Consider the following 20,842-nt stretch of genomic DNA (forward strand, 5'->3'; position numbering starts at 1 on the left):
CTCACTTTTACCGACCTGAGGAGGGACCGTGCCCCGCCCCGCACTCCGAACCCGCCTTCGTACGGCGGCCGCCGCGGCCGCTGTCACCGCCGTCCTCGCGGCCCTGCCCGTGCCGACCCGAGCGGCCTCGCAGCTCGCGTCGCAAGCCGTTGCCGCGAGCCCCACCGACTATTGCCTGGAGCAGTGCCGTGACATCTTGCCGCCGGGGCAGAACGGCAACGCAACCTTCACGGATCTCCTTGCTTTCAAGGCGTTGGGGGCCCGTCCGGCGCACTTCAGCGACACGGTGAAGCCGTATCAGGACCTGGTCTGGAACTCGCAGGGCATCACGGACGCAGGCCTCGCGCCGTACTTCGACGACTCGTCGTTCGGCGTGAAACCGGACGACGTGGCAAGTACCGTCCAGCCGCGCAGCGACGTGACGATCGTCCGCGACAAGTCGCGCGGTATCCCGCACATCATCGGGACCACGCGGCTGGGCACGATGTTCGGTGCGGGGTACGCCGGCGCGCAGGACCGGCTGTTCGTGATGGACGTGTTCCGGCACCTCGGCCGCGGCCAGCTGACGCCGTTCGCGGGCGGCGCGGCGGCGAACCGGGAGTTCGAGCAGGAGTTCTGGCGGACCGCGCCGTACACCGAGGCAGATCTGCAGCGGCAGTTCGACGACGCGGACGACTTGTACGGTGCCGACGGTGTGAAGATGCAGCAGGACATCCAGGCCTGGGTGGACGGCGTCAACCACTACATCGACACGGTCGGCATCGCATATCCCGGTGAGTACGTCGCCCTCGGCCTGCAGTGGCCGACGCCGCACTGGAAGGTGACCGACGTGGTCGCCACCGCGGCCGTGGTCGCGGGCATCTTCGGCACCGGCGGCGGTTCCGAGGTGACGTCGGCGCTGGCGCTGCTCGAGGCGCAGGCGAAGTACGGCGTTGCCCAGGGCACCAAGGTGTGGGAGTCGTTCCGTTCCCAGAACGACCCGGAAGCCAGTACGACGGTGCACAACGGCGCGACCTTCCCGTACGGGACGACCGGTCCGGACCCGGCCGGCCGTGCACTGCCGGATCGCGGCTCGGTCACGCCGGAGCCCGAGGTGATCGACCAGACGGTCAACAAGGCAGCGACCGCCGCGCCGGCGCCAGAAAACGCGGAAAGGCTGCGCGGAATCTTCGACGGCGGACTCTTTCCGGAAGGTTTCGGAAAGAAGGGCCTGTCGAACGCACTCCTGGTTTCCGGCGCGCACTCCCAGTCCGGCCACCCGATCGCGGTCTACGGCCCGCAGACCGGCTACTTCGCGCCGCAACTGCTGCTGCGCCAGGAACTGCAGGGCCCCGGCGTCAGCTCGCGTGGAATCGCCTTCGCCGGCCTGAACTTCTACACGCTGATCGGCCGCGGCCCCGACTACTCGTGGAGTGCCACGTCCGCGGGGCAGGACATCACCGACACGTTCGCCGTGCCGCTGTGCGAGCCGAACGGCGGAACGCCGACGAAAACGTCGCAATACTACGTTTTCCGCGGCCAGTGCGTGCCGATCGAGCGGCTCGAGCGGCACAACGCGTGGTACTCCAGCCTCGGCTCGTCGGAGCCCGCCGGGTCGTACACGCTGGTTGCCCTGCGCACCAAGTACGGCATCGTCACGCACCGCGGCACGGTCGGCGGAACGCCGGTGCTGTTCACCAAGAACCGCTCGACGTACGGCAACGAGGCCGGGTCGGCGCTCGGGTTCATGCAGTTCAACGACCCGGACAAGGTCAAGTCCGCGGCCGACTTCCAGAAGGCCGCCGCGAACATCGGGTACACCTTCAACTGGTTCTACACCGACAAGGACTCGATCGCGTACTTCAACTCCGGTGACAACCCGGTCCGCGCGGCCGGCGCAGACCCCAACCTGCCGACCTGGAGCTCGTACGAGTGGCAGGGCTGGAACCCGGCCACGAACCGCGCGACGTACACACCGGCGGCGCAGCACCCGCAGGTGGTGAACCAGGACTACCTGACCAGCTGGAACAACAAGCAGGCGCCCGGGTACTCCGCGTCGGACGGCCAGTGGGGCTACAACGCGGTCTACCGGAGCCAGCCGCTCGACGACCGGATCAAGGCGGTCATCGGCAGCGGCCAGAAGTTCACTCGCGGCAAGTTGGTCGAGGCGATGGAGGACGCGGCCACGGTCGACCTGCGCGGCGACCAAGTCTTGCCCTACCTCCTGAGAGTGCTCAAATCCGCACCGATCACGGACCCCGCGGTCGCCGACGCGGTCGCGAAACTGACCGCCTGGCAACAGGCCGGCGCGCATCGCAAGACTCCCGGTGCAGCATCCCGCACGTACGACAACGCCGACGCCATCCGCATCCTCGACGCATGGTGGCCCCTGCTCGTCCCCGCACAGTTCAAGGCCCTGGGGCCGGATCTCTACGGCGCACTGACCGCCAATTTGAAGATCGACGAGCGCCCGAGCGCCCAGGGATCCGCCTTCCAGAGCGGCTGGTGGGGCTTCGTCCAGCGCGACCTCCGTAAGGTCCTCGGCGACGCGGTACAGGCTGACCAGCCAGTCACCTTCTGCGGCAGCGGGTCACTGGCCGCCTGCCGCACCACCCTCACCGAGACGTTGCTGGCGGCGATCAAGGTCCCGGCGTCGACGACCTACCCGGCCACCGCGGACTGCGCGGCCGGCGACCAGTTCTGCGCCGACCAGATCGCGCACAACCCGATGGGCGGCATCACCCAGGATCGGATCGCGTGGGTCAACCGGCCGACGTACCAGCAGGTGGTCGAGTTCCCGGCGAAGCGCGGCGACGACGTCAGCAACCTGGCGGCCGGGAAGACGGCGACCGCGAGCAGCTACGAGAAGGGCTGGTACAACTCGCCGCCGGCCCAGGCGGTGGACGGAAAGCTGAACACCCGGTGGGCCAGCGACTGGTCCGATCCGCAGTGGCTGAAGGTTGACCTCGGCAACGAGCAGCCGGTCAGCCGGGTCGTGCTGTACTGGGAGGCCGCGTATGCGAAGGCCTACCAGGTCGAGGTGTCCCGGGACGGCTCGACCTGGCAGCAGGTGTACGCGACGACAGCGGGTGACGGCGGCCAGGACGTGGTCCGGTTCGGCGCCGTTCCGGCCCGGTTCGTGCGGATGACGGGGACCCAGCGCGCGACGTCGTACGGCTATTCACTCTACGAGCTGCAAGTCTTCAGGTGGTGACACCCCGGCGCCTGTCACCATGGGCGCATGAACCAGAACTTTCCCCCGAACCAGCCGTATCCGCCGCAGCAGCCCGGTTACCAGCAGGGCCCGCCGCCCGGGTACCAAGGTCCGTCGCAGCAGGGGTACCAGCAGGGTCCCCCGCAGCAGGGGTATCAGCAGCAGGGGTATCAGCAGCAGAGCTACAGCCAGCCGGCCCAGCCCGCTCAGCCCACAGCACCGCACGTCGCTCCGCAGGGGTCGCCGTACCCGGTGCTGGTCTCGACCATGAACGACCTGCCCGGCTACACCGCGGAGCAGGTGTTCGGGGAGGTCTTCGGGCTGACGGTGCGCAGCCGCAACATCGGGTCGAACTTCACCGCGAGCTTCCGGTCGCTCGGCGGTGGCGAGGTGCCGGAGTACACCCAGATGCTGGCCGAGTCGCGGCACGTCGCCGTGATGCGGATGTGTCAGATGGCGCAGCAGATGGGCGCGAACGCGATCCTCGCGATGCGGTTCGACTGCAACGAGATCGCGCAGACCATGAGCGAGGTGGCCGCTTACGGCACGGCGGTCGTCGTCCGGAAGATCGAGCCGCCGCGCGCCCAGGACACGACACCCGACGAGGACGATGCGAATGACAGCTGACCTTACGTTTCCGCCCGGATTCCGGTGGGGGGTCTCGACGTCGGCGTACCAGATCGAGGGCGCCGTGGCCGAGGACGGCCGCGGTCCGTCCACCTGGGACACGTTCTGCGCCGAGCCCGGCCGGATCCTGAACGGCGACACCGGCGCGGTGGCGTGCGACCACTACCACCGGTACGCCGAGGACGTCGCGCTGATGCGTGAGCTCGGGGTGGACACGTACCGGTTCTCGTTCGCGTGGCCGCGGATCCAGCCGTCCGGGAGCGGTCCGGGGAACGCGGCCGGCCTGGACTTCTACGACCGGTTGATCGACACGCTGCTCGGCGCCGGGATCCAGCCGGCGCCGACGCTGTACCACTGGGACACTCCGCAACCACTCGAGGACGCCGGGGGCTGGCTGTCCCGCGACATCACGGACCGGTTCGCGGAGTACGCCGCCATTCTGGGCGCCCGCTTCGCGGACCGGGTGCCGCTGTGGATCACGATCAACGAGCCGGTGGTGCTGACGTTGATGGGGTACTCGCTCGGCGCGCACGCGCCTGGCAAGGAACTGCTGTTCGACGCGCTCCCGGTCGCGCACCACCAGCTGCTCGCCCACGGCCGCGCGGTGCAGGCGCTGCGGGCCGCCGGCGCCCGGACGATCGGCATCGCGTCGAACCACGCGCCGACCTGGCCCGCGAGCGACAGCGCGGAGGACAAGGAAGCGGCGGCGCTCTACGACAACCTGGTCAACTGGTTGTTCGCCGATCCGATCCTGCTCGGCGAGTATCCCGCGGGCATGGGCGACGCGATGCCGGGGCCGGTCGCGGACGACCTCGCGGTGATCTCGGCCCCGCTCGACTTCTTCGGTATCAACCACTACGCGCCGGTCTCCGTCGGCGTCGCCACCGGTCGGCCGGACACCGGGGCGACCGACGGTGTTCAGCTGCCGCCCGGCTTGCCGTTCGAACCCCGCCGGCTCGAGGGATACCCGACGACCGACTTCGGGTGGCCGGTCGTGCCGGAAGCGTTCGGCGAGATCCTGCGGACCTTCAAGGAGCGGTACGGCGACAAGCTGCCGCCGATCTACATCACCGAGAATGGGTGCGCGATCAACGACGGTCCTGTCGACGGGGTGGTGACCGATCAGCGCCGGATCGACTACCTGGACGGATACCTGCGTTCGTTGAAAGGCGCGATCGACGACGGGATCGATGTCCGCGGGTACTTCCAGTGGTCGCTGCTCGACAACTTCGAATGGGCGGCCGGGTATTCGCAGCGGTTCGGTCTGGTGCACGTCGACTTCGAGACCCTGGAGCGCACGCCGAAAGCGTCGTACTTCTGGCTCCAGGCCCTGATCGCCCAGAACCGGCGATGATTCCCGAGCCCGGCGTGGTGCCGTCCGCCTTGGCAGAGCCGACCGTCCGGGTGCGGCGCGGGTGGACGGCGGCTGTGGTGCTGACAAACGTCGGGGTGTTCGCCGCCTGGCTCGGGCCGATCCAGGTGCTGCTGGCGAAGCAGTCCGAAACCGTTGCGCCGGGCAACAAGGAATACGTTTTCGGGCTGGTGACCGGCGTCGGTGCGGCGGTGTCCGTGGTGGCGAATCCGGCCTTCGGTGCGCTCTCGGACCGGACCACGTCCCGGCACGGCCGCCGTGTTCCGTGGGTGATCGCCGGTGCCGTTGGCGGCGCCGTCGGCCTCGCGATTCTGTCGGGCGCACACCTGATCGCGCTGATGCTCGTCGGCTGGTGCCTGATGCAGCTGTTCGGCAACGCGCTGCTCGCCGCAGCCACAGCCGTGGTACCGGACCGGGTCCCTGTCGCCCAACGTGGAGTGGTCGGCGGCTGGGTCGCCATCTCCCAGGTCCTCGGCGCCCTGGTCGGGACGGCGCTCGCAGCCGCGTTCGAAAGCTACACGCTCGGGTACCTCGCCTGCGCCGCGTTCCTGCTGTTGTCGGTCGTTCCGTACCTTTTTCGTAGCCACGACGTCCCGCTGACGGAGCGGCCGCCGTTCGTGCTCGGCGAGTTCCTGAAGGGCTTCTGGATCAGCCCGCGACGCTACCCGGACTTCGGCTGGGCGTGGCTGACACGGTTCCTGTTCAACGTGGGCAACGCGCTGGGCACGCTGTACCTCTTCTACTACCTGCAGGACAAGGTCGGCGTCGACGACCCGGACACGGGTGTCCTGATCCTGACCGCGATCTACAGCGTGTGCGTGCTGGTGACCGCGATCGGCTTCGGGCGGTGGTCGGACCGGGCGGGCAGGCGGAAGGTGTTCGTCACCGCGTCCGGCTGGGTGATGGCGGCGGCCGGGGTCGTCCTCGCCGTGTGGCCGACCTGGCCGGGCGCGATTCTCGGGGCGATCATCCTCGGTGCGGGTTTCGGCGTGTACCTGTCGGTGGACTTCGCGCTGCTGACCGAGGTCCTGCCGAGCGCACGCGACCGCGGCAAGGATCTCGGCGTCATCAACATCGCGAACTCGTTGCCGCAGGTGCTGGCGCCGGTCATCGCCGCGCCGATCGTCAAACACCTGGGCGGCTACCCGGTGCTCTACTTCTCGGCGTCCGCGGTCACGCTTCTGGCCGGCGTCCTCGTGACCCGGATCCGCTCGGTCAGCTGAGCCGCCGTACGCCCATCGGCGGGGACGGCGATGTGCTCGAGGTCGAGCCAGTCCGCCATCAGGCGGAGCTCGGCCGCCAACTGCTCGACGAAATCGGGGGCGCCCGGCTCGGCGGTGAGGGTCGGCACGACCAGCGTCGAGTTCTGGCGGTCGGCCTTGAGGTCGACGCGGGCGACCAGCCGGTCGCCGAGGAGGAACGGAAGCACGTAGTACCCGTGGACGCGCTGCGGCGCGGGCGTGTAGATGCTGATCCGGTAGAAGAAGTCGAACAGGTGGTGTGTGCGGTCGCGGTTCCAGATCAGCGGATCGAATGGCGACAGCAGCGCCTGCGCCTCGACCGGTCGATCCTCCGCCTCATGCCACAGGTACGACTGCTGCTTGACGCCCTCGACCCGGACGGGCACCAGGTCGCCGGCGTCGACCAGATCGGCGATGACCTCGCGACCGGTTGCGGCAGGCAACGGAAAGTGCGCCTGGCCGCTGCCGCCGCAGAGCTCCTTCAGCGTTGCGATCCCCAGACCACGCGCGGCGATCCGGACCAGCTCACGCCGTGCCTCGTCGGCGGTCGGCACCGGGGCGTCGAGGACGCCGGCGGGCAGCACGCGCTCGGTCAGGTCGTAGATCCGCTCGAAATGCCGACGGCCCGCGATCGTCACTTGGCCCGTGCAGAACAGGTACTCGATCGCGATCTTCGCGTCCTGCCAGTTCCACATCGTGCCGGTGGACGGATCCGGGTGCGGATCGGTGCGCTTGCGCCGTACGCCGTCCGGGCTCGCCTCGCCCGCAGTCAGCGGCCCTTGTTCCGTCACCAGCCGCAGGACCTGGTCGACGTACCCGGGCCGCTCCGCCGTCAGCCGGCGCATCCCCGCGACGACCGACCACGGCGCGGTCACGTCTGGGCTCAGCTCGTCGTCCCACACCTGTCGCTCGGCGGCCAGCATCCGCCACCGCATCAACGGGAAGACATCCAAGGGGAGCAGAGCCGCTTTGTGGCCCCAGAAGTACTCGAACAGCTCCCGGTCCGCGCCCCAGCTCAGCCGGTCCAGGCTCGCCCGCGAATAGTCCCCCACCCGTGCGAACGCCGGCAGGTAGTGCGAGCGGCACACCACGTTGACCGAGTCCAGTTGCAGTACGCCGGTCTGCCGGATCGCCTTCCGCACCCGTCGTACGTCCGCACGCCCGCGCGGACCGCCGAACCCCTGCGCCCGCAGGGCAACCCGCCGCGCGCTCTCCACCGAGACGTCATCACCAACGGCCGCCATGAACCGAACCTATACGCTGCCGGGGACACTTCGACGCTGGAGACGGACTTGCTCACGCCCACCCCGGACGAGATTGCGCGCGCGTTCGAGCTAGGGAATCCCGACGGCGGGCTCACCCACGTCCGGCGCGGCGATGCCGACGCGTGGCGGCTGGACACCTCCACCGGAAGCTACTTCGTCAAGGGATACCTCCAGGACGTGACCGACCAGCTGACGGTCGCGATGGCGTTCGAGGGGCGCGCGCTCGAGGCGGGCCTGGACATGCCGGAGCCGGTCGAGCCGGCCGATCCGGTGGTGGGATGGGCCGCCCGAGTTGAGGATCGGCTGTTCCGGGTCCACCGATGGATCGAGCCGTTGAGCTGCGCGCCCGACGTCGACATCTGGCTCGGCCGGACGATGGCACAAGTCCATCAGTTGGAGCCACTCGGCGGAGGAGATTTACCTGAGTGGTGGCGGCAAGCGATCAAACCGCCCGCGGTCTGGGACGACTGGATCGCCAAGGCACGAAGCCGGGATGTCGGGTGGGCGGATCGGCTGTCGGACAGCCTTCCGCTCATCCACGCCGCCACCGCGCGCCTCGCCGAGCTCTGCGACAACGGAGTACCGGACCTCGTGACAACTCATGGCGACTTCAAGCCCCACAACATCGTGTGCTCTCTGTCCGGACCGGTCCTGGTGGATTGGGACAGCGTCCGCACCGACAGCGCGGTCCTGGAGGCAGGCCGCACCGCCTACATCTTCGGAGGGGGAGATCCCGAGCGGATCCGGGGAATTCTCGCTGCGTACGTCGATGCTGGTGGTGCCCTGGCCTGGGCCGGCCCGGATCTGTTCCTCAGCGTGGCGAGAAATCACCTCCAGGTGCTGAGCGACCTTGTCCAGGCGTCACTTGGACAGACAGCCGCGGCCCCCTGGATGGGCGACCGCCGAACAATCGACGCTGCTATCGACAATCGCCTCCAAGACCTTTCCAGCAGGCTGGAAGGCCGTGCGGGGTAGCTGATGCCCAGCCGGCAGCAGAGCCGCCGCCCTCGACGACCTGGGCGGGCACCGATCGCACCTACACGATTCCCGTCGCGGGCTTACGGGCGGCCGTCTCCGCGAAACCACGGCCGACGGCTTGCGTTGCATGAGAACGACTGAGGGGCGACCCTCAACGCCCAGACGGGACTAGGGTCCTGGTCGAAGATGACGCCTTGTTGGACCGATGGGCCCTGAGCGCTGCTCTGGTGGTTACGGGCGCTGTGGACGCAGCGCTGGACACCTACGTGACGAACGATCGCATCGTCGAACTCATTCATGCGGCGATTCCGCCCATCCAGGACCGCATCGTCGGCGACGCCCTGGTCGAGGTGACAGATCCCGCCTTCCTGCGTCGTGCCGCCGCTGTCGGCGTGGACCCGCCAGTCGACGCACCTGCGGCGCTCGGTTCATGGGTTCGCAAGGTTCTGGGTGCCCTGGACGAATTGCTCGCCGGTCAGCTTCCCGAAGTACCCGGAGGCTATTGGTGGGTAGACGATCAAGGCCTCGGCTCGACTCGCAGGCGAAACTCATGAGTCTGTGAGCGGACAGTCGTCTGGCATCATCCGATGCGTGGCAACCCTGGTCGAGGTGATCGCAACGCTCGATGGAATTCCGGACGGCGACCCGTACGACGTTGAGCCCACGATCTTCGTGCGCAAACCCTGGACCGCGTACTCGGAAGCGGTCGTCCTGAACGAGGATGCGGTCAACGGCGTGGCCCCGAGCGCGCCGGCCTTCGCCTACCTCTTGGAGGTCGACCTGGCCAAGGAGGTCATCAGAGTCTGGCGTGAGTGGCGAGCTGGTGCAGTGCCGACCCCGGAGCAAGCCACACAGGCAGTCATCTTCTATGGCGACACGACTCGTATCAACCTCTCGCGTAGGTCGTTCGTAGCATCCGCAAATCGCCAGATCCGTGCTTCACGGACAGCGGCCATGTGCGGACGTTAGGCCTCACCACTCGCGTACGTCGTCCACTCCGGTGAGCAGGGCCGCTCGTTCGGTCGAGAGTGCGCGGCCGGTGGCCTGCTCGGACTCGTCGAGGACTGCTTCGAGGGCGGTGTAGAGCTCATCGCGTTCCTCGGTTTCGATGAACGGTGAGCGCCCATCGAGCCGGTTGAATGCGGCGCCGTAATCGCGGCCGAGCTGGGTGAGGCGTCCGAGCCTGGTCGCATCGTCCGGTTCGTCGAGCAGCGCGAGGATCGCGCGCCGAGTCTGCTTGAACTGGGCGACCGCCTTCTTGAATCGAGCGCTGCTGATGTGGTCGCGGCCGTCCCAGTCACGCAGCGGGTTGTTCAGATTCTCCTGGACCCACTCGGGCTTGCGCGCACCGGTGATTTCCAAGCTGGTGCCGTGAGCGATCTCAGCGCGCCAACGTGAGCGCATTGCCACTGCGTACTCGCGAGGGATGCTATGGAGGCCGAGAAATTCCAGGGCGCGCGTCTCGTCGGGCAACAGGCAGTCCGCGCTGCTCATGCCGAACAGGTTGTTGATGGACAGTTCCCTCAGCGAGCTGAGACGGTTGAGGCTCGCGGCGTTGACCAGTTGCCCGAGGTTTCCGCCGAGCGTCAGGCTGGTCAGGTTGGGGTAGACGTCGACCAGGCGGTCAGCGTCGACGGTCTTGATACCGGTGGCCATGAGCCGGCGGACGTCGCTACCCCTGCCGGGGGAGCCGGCTGACAGAGCGTCGGCGAGCTCGGGTCCGCTCAGTTCGAGCGCCGCTGGATCGGACCAATCGCGCACACCGCGATCCCAGGTTCGCTGGTGGAACAGCTGGTCGCCCAAGTGCCACAGACTGGTGTAGCTGTTTGAGCGCCGGTCGTGCAGCAGCGGCAGGTTGCCGATGACCCGATAGCTGCGCGGAAGCACCCAATCGCAGTTGCAGTGTGACAGCCCTCCGCGCCAGGCGTGATGAGTGAGTCTGAGGGGCCGCGTGCCGCGCAGTACGTCGACTGAGTCAGGTTCGGGACCGGACCAGTCGAGTTCGAGCACACCGACCTTCTTCCAGGCCGGGTCAATGTCGGCGGTGATCTGGGCTGCAGTCCACTCTCCGAGGAGGTCGTTCGGCGCGATGACGATGTCGCCTACCTCCAGTGGGCGTGGAGGAACCGCCGGTGTCGCACTAGGCATGCGAGGGATCCTACGAGTTCCCGCACTTCCCCACATCGGCTGCCGAGCGATTGGGGATTGACGGCGGTTCTGCGCGGCACGGCCGTTGGCGAGTAGGCCTGCTGGACGACGAACCGGGCAGCTCGGCAACGTCACCGCGACGGGATCGCAGGCACTTGGGCCGTGGTGGCCGCGGACCGTCGTGGGCTGTTCAGGCGGCGATGGAGCCTGCGGGGGATTTCAGCCCTGGGGGCGTGGTGCCGCCAGATCGCGAACCTGTCGCCTCCTCGTTCGCGCGGTAGTCACTCGCGCGTGGGGTGCTTGTCAGGCGGGGACGGGCTCGGTGTGGTAGTTGAGGTTGAGGCGGCGGTAGGCCGCGCTCAGGAAGGCGAGCAGGACCACGATCAGCATCAACAGGCTCGCGGCGACGAACGCGAGGGCGATGCCGCGCGCCTGCCCGGCGCCGAGCAACCAGCCGAACGTACTGCGGCCGGACGCCGAGTCCATGTACGGGATGAGCAGGAACTGCGCCGCCGGGCCGACCGCGAACGCGGCGATCGGGGTCGACGCGGTCTCGATGCTCTGCGCGAACCCGAACACCCTGCCCTGCTTCTCGAACGGGACCATCCGCTGCAGGATCGTCTGCTCGGCCGCCTCTGCGATCGGGATCACCAGCATGAACCCGAACATCCCGAGCACCAGCAGCGACTGCCACTCGCGCACCGCGGTCCCCAGGCCGACGACCGCGATGCCGACGTTCGCCAGCAGCAGCAACCGCAGCGGCGAGCGGCCGAGCCCGAAGCGGGCCACCAGTGCACCGCCGGCGATGAAGCCGATGCTGGTGATGCCGAGGACCACGCCCCACGACTGGACCGAGAACAGGTTCAGCCCGTACGGGTCCATCAGCGCCATGAAGACACCCATGATCAGGTTGTTGAACGTACTGAACAGGACGAGCGGAAGCAGCCCGGGGACTCCGCGCATCGTCAGCCACGCTGCGCGTACGTCGATCCGGCCGCGCTCGTGATGCGATGGCCGCGGCTCGTCGAGGTGGATCGCGAGCAGCAGGTGCACGAGGACGGCGACGGTGAACACCACGGCGATCGCGACCGTGCCGCCCATGCCGACGAACCCGACGGACAGGCCGCTCAGGACGCTGGTGATCAGGTGCGCGACGCCGTTGACCGTGCCGACCAGGCCGTTCGCCTTGTCGCGGCGGTCGGCCGGGACGAGCAGGGTCACGGCGGTGGACAGCGCGATGCTGCGGAGCTGACCGGCAGTGCTGCCGACCAGGACGAGCAGCGTGAACACCCAGAACCACGGCCCGTGCCAGTCGGTCAGGCGGCGGCCGGCCACGGCGTACAGGACGCCGGCGAGTGCGAAGGCGACGCCGGTGATCGAGGACGAGAACGCCATCGCGGTCTTCTTGCGGTGCGCGTCGACGACCGCCCCGAAGATCGTCCCGGAGGCGGCCCCGATGAGCATCGAGACGCCGGAGACCAGCGACGCCGCGAGCACCGAGTGCGTCACCAGGTACACCCAGAACGCGAAGCCGAAGCTCAGGAACGTGGTCGTCACGTTCGCGACCAGGGTGTTGATCAGCAACCGCCGGAATGTCGTGTTCATACTCCTCCGTCGAACGCGACCTCACGGAATTGACATCACCTCCCGAAGGACCGCGAAATCGTCCGGATCGAGCGGGACGAGACCGCGGCGGAGCTGGTAACCCCAGTTCGCCTGGCGGGTGAGCTCCAGGTCGAGGTCGCGCAGCGCGGCCCGGCGTACGGGCAGGAACTCGATCCGCCGCCGCCACGGCTCGATCGTGCCGCGCGCGCCCATACTCATCGGTTCGGCCTGGTACGGCGCGTCGTCGGCGACCACTCCGAGTGCAGTGAACGCGCGCAGCGGAGTCTTCTCGCCGTACCGCTCGGTCGGGGAGTAGATCGCGAAGCCGTCGCCCTTGCGGAGCCGGGCGACGCCGTACCGCTTGCCGTGGTTGAGCTGGATGAAACCGCCGTCGACCGCCCGCCGGGTGTGGTCCGCGGAGACCACACCCAGCCAGGCCCTGTTCAGATCGTTCATGCACCTACTGTGAGGCCGAATATGCGACATCTTTCGTCATAATTCGGCGGCGGAGCTTGTCGAGCAGCGGCGCGGCGATCAGCACCAAGATGACGGCGTAGATGACGTACGCGACGGGACCGCCCACCAGCCCCGAGACGTCGCCGTTCGACAGTTGCAGCGCCATCCGGGCCTGGCGCTCCGCGATCGGGCCGAGGATCACGCCGATGATCAGCGGCAGCACCGGCAAGCCGAACCGGCGCATCCCGAATCCGAGCAGGCCGAGCAGCAGGAGCAGCAGCAGGTCGAGCGGCTGTGCGTTCACGGCGTACGCGCCCATCGAGGCGAAGAAGATGATCCCGGCGTACAGGTACGGGCGGGGGATCTGCAGCAGCTTCGCCCAGGCCGGCGCGAGCGGCAGGTTGAGCAGCAGCAGGAACAGGTTGCCGATGAACAGGCTCGCGATCAGCGCCCACACCAGCTTCGGCTCGCGCTGGAACAGCAACGGGCCCGGCTGGATGCCGTACGACGTGAACGCGGCCAGCATCACCGCCGCGGTCGCGTTCGTGGGCAGGCCGAGCGCCAGCATCGGCACCAGCGTCCCGGCGGCCGACGCGTTGTTCGCAGCCTCCGGTCCCGCGACGCCCTCGATCGCGCCGTGCCCGAACTCCTCCGGGTGCTTGGACAGCTTCTTCTCGGTCGCGTACGACAGGAAAGTCGGAATTTCCGCGCCGCCGGCCGGCAGCGCGCCGATCGGGAAGCCGTACGCCGTTCCGCGCAGCCAGGGCTTCCAGGAGCGCCGCCAGTCGGACTTGCCCATCCACGGCCGGCCGACCGGGATCACCGTGCCCGGGTTCCGCCGCAGGTGCGCGGCGACCCAGAGCGCCTCGCCGACCGCGAAGATGCCGACGGCAACCACCACGACGTCGATACCGTCGGCGAGCTGCGGGATCCCGAGGGTCAGCCGCTGCTGGCCGGTCACCTTGTCGATCCCGACCAGCCCGATCACCAGGCCGAGCAGCAGCGCCGCGAACCCGCGGATCCGCGACGACCCGAGCACCGAGGTGGCGCCGGCGAACGCGAGCAGCATGATCGCCAGGTAGTCCGGCGCGCCCAGGCTGATCGCGAACTTCACCACCTGCGGCGCGACCAGCACCAGCAGCAGGGTGCCGATCGTCCCGGCCACGAACGACCCGATCGCGGCCGTCGCGAGCGCCTGCGCGGCGCGGCCGGCGCGGGCCATCTTGTTGCCCTCGATCGCCGTCACCACCGACGACGACTCGCCCGGTGTGTTGAGCAGGATCGACGTGGTCGAGCCGCCGTACATGCCGCCGTAGAAGATGCCGGCGAACATGATGAACGCCTGCACCGGCTCGAGTCCGTACGTGATCGGCAGCAGCAGCGCGACCGTCATCGCCGGCCCGATCCCGGGCAGCACGCCGACCGCCGTACCGACGGTGACTCCCAGCAGCGCCAGCAGCAGGTTCAGCGGCGTCAGCACGTCGCCGAACCCGTTCAGCAGGTTCATCAGGTTGTTCATCACAGAATCCCTTGCAGTACGCCGGCCGGCAGGTTGACGCCGAGCCCGATCGCGAACGCGTAGAACGTGATCAGCGCCAGCGCGACGGCGATCACCAGGTTGCGGATGTGGTGCCGGCTGCCGAGCGCGAACGCCGAGCCCCAGAACAGCACCGTCCCGCTGATCACCCAGCCCAGCGGGTCGATCAGCACCAGGTTCACCACGAACGCGGCGATCAGCAGCAGCACGGTGCGCCAGTCGACGGGCGACGTGACGTCGACGTCCTCGCCCTCCTCGGCCGCGCCGGTGCCGCCGCGGGCGACGTCGACGGCGTACAGCGCGGCGACCACCAGGAGCAGGATGCCGAGCACGATCGGGACCGGCTTCGGGCCGATCGGATCGTTGCTGTTGGCAATGTGTTGGAGCCGGGCGGCGTCGACGATCACCAGGGCGCCGACGACCGCCAGGAACCCGCACACTCCGTACTGCGCACGATCCGGCCGCCGGGCAGCGGCCAAGCTCATCCGCGTCCTCGCTTCGCTCCGGGCGCGGATGAGGCACGAATCGCACTGTGCTTGATGATGACCTCGCTGCGCTCGCTCATGCCGCCAGACCCAGCTTGGTCAGGATGTCGGCGACCGCCTTGTCCTGGTCGGTGAGGAACTTCCCGAACGCGTCACCGGTCACGAACGCGTCGGTCCAGCCGTGCTTGGTCAGCTCGGCCTTCCATTCCGCCGAGTCGTGCATCTTGGTCAGCGCGTCGATCCAGACGTTCTTGTCCGTGTCGCTGATCTCCGGCGGCGCCACGATGCCGCGCCAGTTCGTGAACACCAGGTCGATCCCGGAGTCCTTCAGCGTCGGCACGTCCTTGAGCGCGTCGATCGGCTTCTCGCTGGTCACCGCGAGCACCCGGACCTGGCCGCTCTCCACCTGGTCGAGGAACTCGCCGAAACCGCTGGCCCCGAAGGCGATCTTGCTGCCGAGCAGCGCGGGCAGCAGCTCGCCGCCGCCGTCGTACGAGACGAAGTTGACGTCCTTGGGGTTGATACCGACCGCCTGCGCGAGCTGCATCGGCAGCAGGTGGTCCGGGCCGCCCGGCGACGAGCCGCCGCCGACCGCCAGCCCCTTCGGGTTCGCCTTCCACGCGGTGACCAGGTCCTGGATGGTCTTGTACGGCGAGTTCTTCGGCACCACGATGGCGCCGGCCTCCTCGATCATCTTCGCGATCGGGGTGGTCTGGGTGAGCGTCGCCTTCGACTTCGACGTGTACGTCGCGCCGACCACGCCGAGCCCCATCTGCATAGCGAGCTTGCCGTTGCCCTTCTCGTTCACGATCCGCTGCAGGCCGACCGTACCGCCGGCGCCCGGCAGGTTGAACACCTGCGTGCCGGTCGCGATCTTCGCGTCCTCCATCACCTTCGCGGCGGTCCGGGCGGTGGTGTCGTACCCGCCGCCGGCGGTGTTCGGCACCATCAGCCGCAGGCCGGTGGCCGGCTTCCCGCTGTCGTCGTTCGCGTCGCCGGACTTGTTCGCGGTCGCACCGCACGCGGTCGCGCTGACCAGGGCGAGCAGCGCCGTGGTGACCCAGAGCATCGGCCTAGACCTCATCGGCTGAGTCCTTTCCTTGAGGGGTTCAGGTGGCGACGATCGTGGACCTCCGGTGGTACGGGCGTCTGCGTTGTGTCCGCAGCGGTGGTTGAGTTCATTGTGGTCACAGGCGGAACCTGGGTGAAGTGTGGCACTCGGGCTCCGGACCGGTGATCATGCGGTTCGGAAAGGGCGAGGAGGTGGACGTGGCGAGGCTGGGAAGGCGACCGACGCTGGCCGGGCAACTGCTCGTGCTGCAGCTGGCGATCGTGGTGATCGTGCTCGTCGCCGTGGCCGCGGTCTCGCTCGCCCAGTCGGCCGCCACGTTCAACCGCGTCGAGGGCCGCCGGGTGACTCTGCTCGCGGAGCAGCTGTCGGCGAGTCCCGCGCTGCGCTTCAGCATCCGCAACCCGGCCCCCGCGGAGATGCTCGCGCCGACCCTGCAGACCAGCATCGCCCAGTCCGGCGTCACCTCGATCACGGTCGCCGACGCCAAGGGAAAGGTGATCGCGGCAACCAACGTGACGCTGATCGGCACCAAGCTCACGCTGGGTGATCCGGATGTCCGGAAGGGCTGGTCCGGCCAGCTGCGGGGCGATGACGGAATGGAGCTGGTCGCCCAGGTCCCGGTGCTGAGCGAGGGCAGGGACAAGTTGGGCAATCCGGACGGGACGCTCGGTGACCACATCGGCACCGTGATGGTCGGCGAGCGCTCTCCTTCGGTACTGCAGCGGCTGCGGGGCGCGTCGTCGTACCTGGCGATCTATCTCGGGATCGCCTGTGTGCTCGGGCTGCTCGGATCGTGGTTGCTCGCGCGCCGGATCAAGCGGCAGACCCTGGGGCTCGAACCGCGGGAGATCGCCGGTCTGGCCGAGCACCGCGAAGCCATGCTGTACGGGCTGGCCGAAGGAGTTGTTGCCCTGGACCCCCAGCTGCGCGTGACGCTGGTGAACGACGTCGGCCGCCGGCTGCTGGACCTGCCGGCCGACGCGGTCGGGAAATCGCTGCGGGACCTGGGGATCGAAGGTCGGCTGCGCGAGGTGCTCGCCGGCGACGACGAGGCGCGCGACGCGGTCGTCGTACGGCGGGGGCGGGTGCTCGTGATGAACCGGATGGAGGTGCTGAAGGACGGGCGGTCGCTCGGATCCGTCACCACGCTGCGCGACCGGACCGAGCTCGCGCGGCTCGAGCGTGAGTTGGGCTCGTTCCGCTCGTCCGCCGAGCTGCTGCGGGCGCAGACGCACGAGTTCGCGAACCAGCTGCACACGATCTCGGGGCTGATCCAGATCGGGGAGTACGACGAGGTGGTCACGTACGTCGGTGCGCTCAACCGCTACCGTGAATCGCTCGATCTGACCGTGACGCAGCGGGTCCACGACACCACGGTCGCGGCCCTGCTGATGGCGAAGTCCTCGCTCGCGGCCGAGCGCCGCGTCGAGCTTCGGGTGTCCGAGCGGACCACCCTGCTGCGCCTCGATCCGGCGCTCTCCGCCGACATCGCGACCGTGCTCGGGAATCTGGTCGACAACGCCGTGGATGCCGCGGCTCAGTCCGGCACACCGCTGTCGCCCGCGTGGGTCGAGGTCGAGCTGCGGCAGGACGCGACCAGCGTCGAGATCGTGGTCCGCGACTCCGGACCCGGGGTCGCGCCCGAGCTGGCGCAGGAGGTGTTCGCACACGGCTTCACCACCAAGGCCGCGGCTGAGGGCGAGCGGGGGATCGGCCTGGCAATGACACGTCTGATCTGCCGGCGCCGCGGCGGCGAGGTCGCGGTCACCAACCTGTCCGAGGGCGGCGCCGCGTTCGTGGCGCGGATGTCCACCCAGCGGACCCCGGAAGGAGCCCGATGATCACCGTCCTGGTCGTCGACGACGACTTCATGGTCGCGCGCATCCACCGCGGGTTCGTCGACCGCGTCGACGGCTTCGAGGTCGTCGGCACCGCGAACTCGGGCGACCAGGCGGTGGCCGCGCTCGCCGACCTCGCTCCCGACCTGATCCTGCTCGACCTGTACCTGCCGGACGTGTTCGGTCTCGACCTGATCGCCCGGCTGCGCGCCGTCCGGCCCGATGTCGACATCCTCGTCATCACCGCGGCCCGCGAGGCCGAGGCCGTGCGCGGCGCCGTACGGCAAGGTGTCGTGAACTACCTGCTGAAACCCTTCGGTTTCGAGGATCTGCGGATCCGGCTCCAGGAGTACGCCCGTCGCCGCGCCAGCGTCCCCGACCAGGTCACGTCCCAGGCCGACGTCGACCGCGTCCTCGCCCCCACCCGCCAACTCGTCAACCGGCTCCCGAAAGGCCTCAGCCAGGAAACCGCCGACCTCGTCGCCGCCGCGCTCCGCGCCACCCCCGACAGCCTCTCCGCCGCCGAATGCGCCGAGAAGATCGGCATCTCCCGCGTCAGCGCCCGCCGCTACCTCGAGTTCTACGCCGCCCAAGGCCGAACCGAAGTAACCCTCCGCTACGGCACCACCGGCCGCCCCGAACGCCGCTACACCTGGCGAACCTAGAACCTCCTACGCGCGCACCGCAGGCGCTCACCTCGTCGCTCCTCACCGCGCCGGCTCGCTCCCGCCCGGGACCGACAGCGCCGAAGACTGCCCTGGTCTCGACCGACTGTGCTCGGCGGCGACACCAGCAATTCCCTGGCCTGCAAGGGATTCCGGTGCCTTGCCGATTTGGCTGTAACCGAACCGTGATCTAGAATAGAACACATGTTCGATACTGATCTGGAGGATCTCGCCACCGCGGACCTGCTCGCCGCGGCCGCCGAGTACGCCCAGATCGAGAACCGCGCCGCCACCCGCATCCTGGAAGCCGCGCTCGCCTACGCCGACCGCAATGCCGTCGCCGAAGGCTACGAGCCCCTCCCCGGCTACGAACGCGTCGTCGTCTACGGCGGCGACGGCTGCCCCGGTGTCGCCGAATTCGCCCCCATCGAGCTCGGCGCCGTCCTCGGCATCTCCAGCGGCGCCGCCGCCTCCCTCATCGGCGAAGCCCTCGCCCTGCGCCACCGCCTCCCCACCGTCTGGGCCGCCGTCCTGTCCGGCACCGCGATCGCCTGGCGCGCCCGCAAGATCGCCCACGCCTGCCTGACCCTGTCCCAGGAAGCCGCCGCGATCGTCGACCGCCGCGTTGCCGCCATCATCAACACCGTCACCCCCAGAAAACTGGCCGCCATCACCACCGCCGCGATCTGGGCGGCCGACCCGGAGCAAGCCCGGGCCAACGCCGAAGCCGCCGCCAAGACCCGGGGTGTGTTCGTCTCCCAATCCGACGACCACGGCACCAAGAGGATCTGGGTGCGTGCAGCGGCCGGCGACGTGATCCGCTTCGACGCCAAGATCGACGACCTTGCGCAAGCCCTCGAAGCCCTCGGCGACACGGACACCCTCGACCAACGCCGCGCCAAGGCTGTCGGCTGGATCTCCGACCCCGCATCCGCCCACCACCTCATCGAAGTAGCCCGCCACCTCGCCCGCGTGCAATCCCCGCCGGTCGATGAGCCCGCCGACGCCGACCGCGTGGCGAGCAAGGCTGCTGGTGCTGTCGGCGGTGAGCCGACTGATGCTGAGGTGACCGACGCCATGATGACCGACTCAGTGGCTGCCCCCACGGCGGCCAGTGGCGAGGCGGAGGGTGAGGACGGGTTCACTCGCCGAGCGCTGGCCGGCACGGTGGCGGCCCGTTTCGCCGCGATCAAGCGCGACGCCTACGGCACAGGCCTCGGCGCGGTGGCCGGGCGGCGTGACCGCCACATCCTGTACGTGCACCTCACCGACAAGACCCTGGCGACCGGCGCCGGGGTGCTGCGGGTTGAGAAGCTCGGTCCGCTCCTCGCCAGCCAACTGACCGAGCTGCTTGGCCACGACCAGGTAGTCGTCAAGCCGGTGATCGACCTGCACGACCAGGTCAGCGTCCACAGCTATGAGATCCCGGATCGGATCCGCGAGCGCGTTCGCCTGCGTCACCCGGTCGACATGTTCCCGTACGGCGGCGCGGAAGCCACCACCCGGATGGACCAAGACCACATCACCCCCTACCGCCACACCGAGCGACCAGTGTGGCCGTCGTCGCCGTTAGCACCGGCCAAGCCGCCGGGGCGATCCAGCGCGCCGGACCGTACCGCCCCGCCAGGCCGAACCAGCTCAGCGGATCGCACCGGCCCGCCCGGTCAGACACGCCCGCCGGAACGCACCGGGCCGCCAGGGCAAACCAGTGTCGACAACCTCATACCGCAAAGCCGACTCCATCACCGCGCCAAAACCTTCGGCGGCTGGAGAAACCGACGCCTGCCCACCGGCGCCATCGAATGGACCAGCCCCCACGGCTTCCGCTTCCTCGTCGACCACAACGGCACCCACCAACTCCCACCTCGACAAACCCGAGACCGCAGAACCGGGCCACGCCCCGGCGCATGAGCACACCAACCGGCTCTCCAGTTCCACCGCGCCGTACGGAATGGTCGAGGAGGGACTGTCATGTCTCAAGACATCGGTGACAGTTCTGCATCAGAACATCGGTGACACTCGATCTCTCAAGACATCTGTGACACTGGCCACCGCGCATCCGCCAGGCACTCCCGTCGTTGTCGACCCACTCGCGATCATGTAGCGGCCGTGGCCACGTCAGCCAACCGCCGCTGGATTCCAGGACACGTCGCCGCCGGCGCCGATCTCATCGGACTGTCGCGACTTCTTCTCGCCCACGGGACCATGATCAGACTGCAGAGCTCGCACCGCGCCCCGGAACCGGCCGTCCCTGGGACTCTCACCAACGTCGGAGTGAGAGCGCTGATCGCGGGAGTTCGGACGCCGCAGCGCACGCTGTCTGGGCGGCATGAACGCGCGGACGGATATCTGACAGCCAC

The 20,842-nt window shown here is 68.8% G+C and carries 17 protein-coding genes; 10 read left to right on the top strand and 7 right to left on the bottom strand.

Annotated features, from left to right (window positions below; all coding sequences use genetic code 11):
* The first annotated feature begins 28 nt into the window (after positions 1-28).
* The 4 genes from ABZX12_RS22460 to ABZX12_RS22475 are packed head-to-tail and all read left to right on the top strand — an operon-like array spanning position 29 to position 6,415.
* A complete protein-coding gene (locus ABZX12_RS22460; RefSeq protein ID WP_355695907.1) occupies positions 29-3,193 on the top strand; it encodes a penicillin acylase family protein in 3,165 nt (1,054 codons plus the stop codon).
* A gap of 27 nt (positions 3,194-3,220) precedes the next feature.
* Positions 3,221-3,820, top strand: coding sequence for a YbjQ family protein (locus tag ABZX12_RS22465; protein ID WP_355695909.1), 600 nt, complete (start codon positions 3,221-3,223; stop codon positions 3,818-3,820).
* Positions 3,810-5,174: a GH1 family beta-glucosidase gene (locus ABZX12_RS22470; protein ID WP_355695910.1), complete on the top strand. Its 1,365-nt coding sequence runs from the start codon at positions 3,810-3,812 to the stop codon at positions 5,172-5,174. Before ABZX12_RS22465 ends, ABZX12_RS22470 begins: the two co-directional genes overlap by 11 nt.
* Positions 5,171-6,415, top strand: coding sequence for an MFS transporter (locus ABZX12_RS22475; protein ID WP_355695912.1), 1,245 nt, complete (start codon positions 5,171-5,173; stop codon positions 6,413-6,415). Before ABZX12_RS22470 ends, ABZX12_RS22475 begins: the two co-directional genes overlap by 4 nt.
* Here ABZX12_RS22475 and ABZX12_RS22480 read toward each other — a convergent pair.
* Positions 6,346-7,677 (bottom strand): crosslink repair DNA glycosylase YcaQ family protein, encoded by a 1,332-nt coding sequence (locus ABZX12_RS22480; protein ID WP_355695914.1) that lies wholly within the window; start codon positions 7,675-7,677, stop codon positions 6,346-6,348. The two genes, ABZX12_RS22475 and ABZX12_RS22480, sit on opposite strands and share 70 nt — an antisense overlap.
* A gap of 198 nt (positions 7,678-7,875) precedes the next feature.
* Between ABZX12_RS22480 and ABZX12_RS22485 the strand changes: the two genes are divergently transcribed.
* From ABZX12_RS22485 to ABZX12_RS22495, 3 genes are all read left to right on the top strand, one after another.
* Entirely contained in the window at positions 7,876-8,673 is a 798-nt protein-coding gene (locus ABZX12_RS22485) for a phosphotransferase (RefSeq protein WP_355695916.1), read from the top strand.
* A 245-nt stretch (positions 8,674-8,918) separates the two neighbouring features.
* On the top strand, positions 8,919-9,230 hold the full coding sequence (locus ABZX12_RS22490; RefSeq protein ID WP_355695918.1) for a hypothetical protein: 312 nt from the start codon (positions 8,919-8,921) through the stop codon (positions 9,228-9,230).
* A gap of 37 nt (positions 9,231-9,267) precedes the next feature.
* Complete coding sequence (locus ABZX12_RS22495; protein ID WP_355695920.1) at positions 9,268-9,645, top strand: hypothetical protein; 378 nt, start codon at positions 9,268-9,270, stop codon at positions 9,643-9,645.
* Positions 9,646-9,648: 3 nt separating this feature from the next.
* Here the strand turns inward: ABZX12_RS22495 and ABZX12_RS22500 are convergent, their stop codons facing one another.
* The 6 genes from ABZX12_RS22500 to ABZX12_RS22525 all read right to left on the bottom strand — a co-directional run bounded on the left by ABZX12_RS22500 (position 9,649) and on the right by ABZX12_RS22525 (position 15,991).
* Positions 9,649-10,824 (bottom strand): hypothetical protein, encoded by a 1,176-nt coding sequence (locus tag ABZX12_RS22500; protein WP_355695921.1) that lies wholly within the window; start codon positions 10,822-10,824, stop codon positions 9,649-9,651.
* A gap of 303 nt (positions 10,825-11,127) precedes the next feature.
* Positions 11,128-12,429: an MFS transporter gene (locus ABZX12_RS22505; protein ID WP_355695923.1), complete on the bottom strand. Its 1,302-nt coding sequence runs from the start codon at positions 12,427-12,429 to the stop codon at positions 11,128-11,130.
* A 21-nt stretch (positions 12,430-12,450) separates the two neighbouring features.
* A complete protein-coding gene (locus tag ABZX12_RS22510) occupies positions 12,451-12,885 on the bottom strand; it encodes an EVE domain-containing protein (protein WP_355695925.1) in 435 nt (144 codons plus the stop codon).
* Between the two features lie 4 nt (positions 12,886-12,889).
* Positions 12,890-14,404: a tripartite tricarboxylate transporter permease gene (locus ABZX12_RS22515; protein ID WP_355695927.1), complete on the bottom strand. Its 1,515-nt coding sequence runs from the start codon at positions 14,402-14,404 to the stop codon at positions 12,890-12,892.
* Entirely contained in the window at positions 14,404-14,907 is a 504-nt protein-coding gene (locus ABZX12_RS22520) for a tripartite tricarboxylate transporter TctB family protein (protein WP_355695929.1), read from the bottom strand. Before ABZX12_RS22520 ends, ABZX12_RS22515 begins: the two co-directional genes overlap by 1 nt.
* A gap of 76 nt (positions 14,908-14,983) precedes the next feature.
* Positions 14,984-15,991, bottom strand: coding sequence for a tripartite tricarboxylate transporter substrate binding protein (locus ABZX12_RS22525; protein WP_355695930.1), 1,008 nt, complete (start codon positions 15,989-15,991; stop codon positions 14,984-14,986).
* A gap of 185 nt (positions 15,992-16,176) precedes the next feature.
* Between ABZX12_RS22525 and ABZX12_RS22530 the strand changes: the two genes are divergently transcribed.
* The 3 genes from ABZX12_RS22530 (at position 16,177) to ABZX12_RS22540 (ending at position 20,393) form a co-directional block, all read left to right on the top strand.
* Entirely contained in the window at positions 16,177-17,820 is a 1,644-nt protein-coding gene (locus ABZX12_RS22530) for an ATP-binding protein (protein WP_355695932.1), read from the top strand.
* Positions 17,817-18,482: a response regulator gene (locus tag ABZX12_RS22535; RefSeq protein WP_355695934.1), complete on the top strand. Its 666-nt coding sequence runs from the start codon at positions 17,817-17,819 to the stop codon at positions 18,480-18,482. Before ABZX12_RS22530 ends, ABZX12_RS22535 begins: the two co-directional genes overlap by 4 nt.
* Before the next feature lie 204 nt (positions 18,483-18,686).
* The gene (locus ABZX12_RS22540) at positions 18,687-20,393 is read left to right on the top strand and encodes a hypothetical protein (protein WP_355695936.1); all 1,707 of its coding nucleotides are present in this window, start codon (positions 18,687-18,689) and stop codon (positions 20,391-20,393) included.
* Positions 20,394-20,842: the final 449 nt, after the last annotated feature.

Source organism: Kribbella sp. NPDC003505, from assembly GCF_040610875.1.
Classification (GTDB): Bacteria; Actinomycetota; Actinomycetes; order Propionibacteriales; family Kribbellaceae; genus Kribbella.

Bases quoted from the DNA above. Each gene is read 5' to 3' on its own strand.
- ABZX12_RS22470 (WP_355695910.1), top strand. From the start codon at position 3,810: ATGACAGCTGACCTTACGTTTCCGCCCGGATTCCGGTGGGGGGTCTCG.
- ABZX12_RS22500 (WP_355695921.1), bottom strand. From the start codon at position 10,824: ATGCCTAGTGCGACACCGGCGGTTCCTCCACGCCCACTGGAGGTAGGC.
- ABZX12_RS22475 (WP_355695912.1), top strand. From the start codon at position 5,171: ATGATTCCCGAGCCCGGCGTGGTGCCGTCCGCCTTGGCAGAGCCGACC.
- ABZX12_RS22465 (WP_355695909.1), top strand. From the start codon at position 3,221: ATGAACCAGAACTTTCCCCCGAACCAGCCGTATCCGCCGCAGCAGCCC.
- ABZX12_RS22525 (WP_355695930.1), bottom strand. From the start codon at position 15,991: ATGAGGTCTAGGCCGATGCTCTGGGTCACCACGGCGCTGCTCGCCCTG.
- ABZX12_RS22515 (WP_355695927.1), bottom strand. From the start codon at position 14,404: ATGAACAACCTGATGAACCTGCTGAACGGGTTCGGCGACGTGCTGACG.
- ABZX12_RS22505 (WP_355695923.1), bottom strand. From the start codon at position 12,429: ATGAACACGACATTCCGGCGGTTGCTGATCAACACCCTGGTCGCGAAC.
- ABZX12_RS22480 (WP_355695914.1), bottom strand. From the start codon at position 7,677: ATGGCGGCCGTTGGTGATGACGTCTCGGTGGAGAGCGCGCGGCGGGTT.
- ABZX12_RS22535 (WP_355695934.1), top strand. From the start codon at position 17,817: ATGATCACCGTCCTGGTCGTCGACGACGACTTCATGGTCGCGCGCATC.
- ABZX12_RS22510 (WP_355695925.1), bottom strand. From the start codon at position 12,885: ATGAACGATCTGAACAGGGCCTGGCTGGGTGTGGTCTCCGCGGACCAC.
- ABZX12_RS22540 (WP_355695936.1), top strand. From the start codon at position 18,687: ATGTTCGATACTGATCTGGAGGATCTCGCCACCGCGGACCTGCTCGCC.
- ABZX12_RS22520 (WP_355695929.1), bottom strand. From the start codon at position 14,907: ATGAGCTTGGCCGCTGCCCGGCGGCCGGATCGTGCGCAGTACGGAGTG.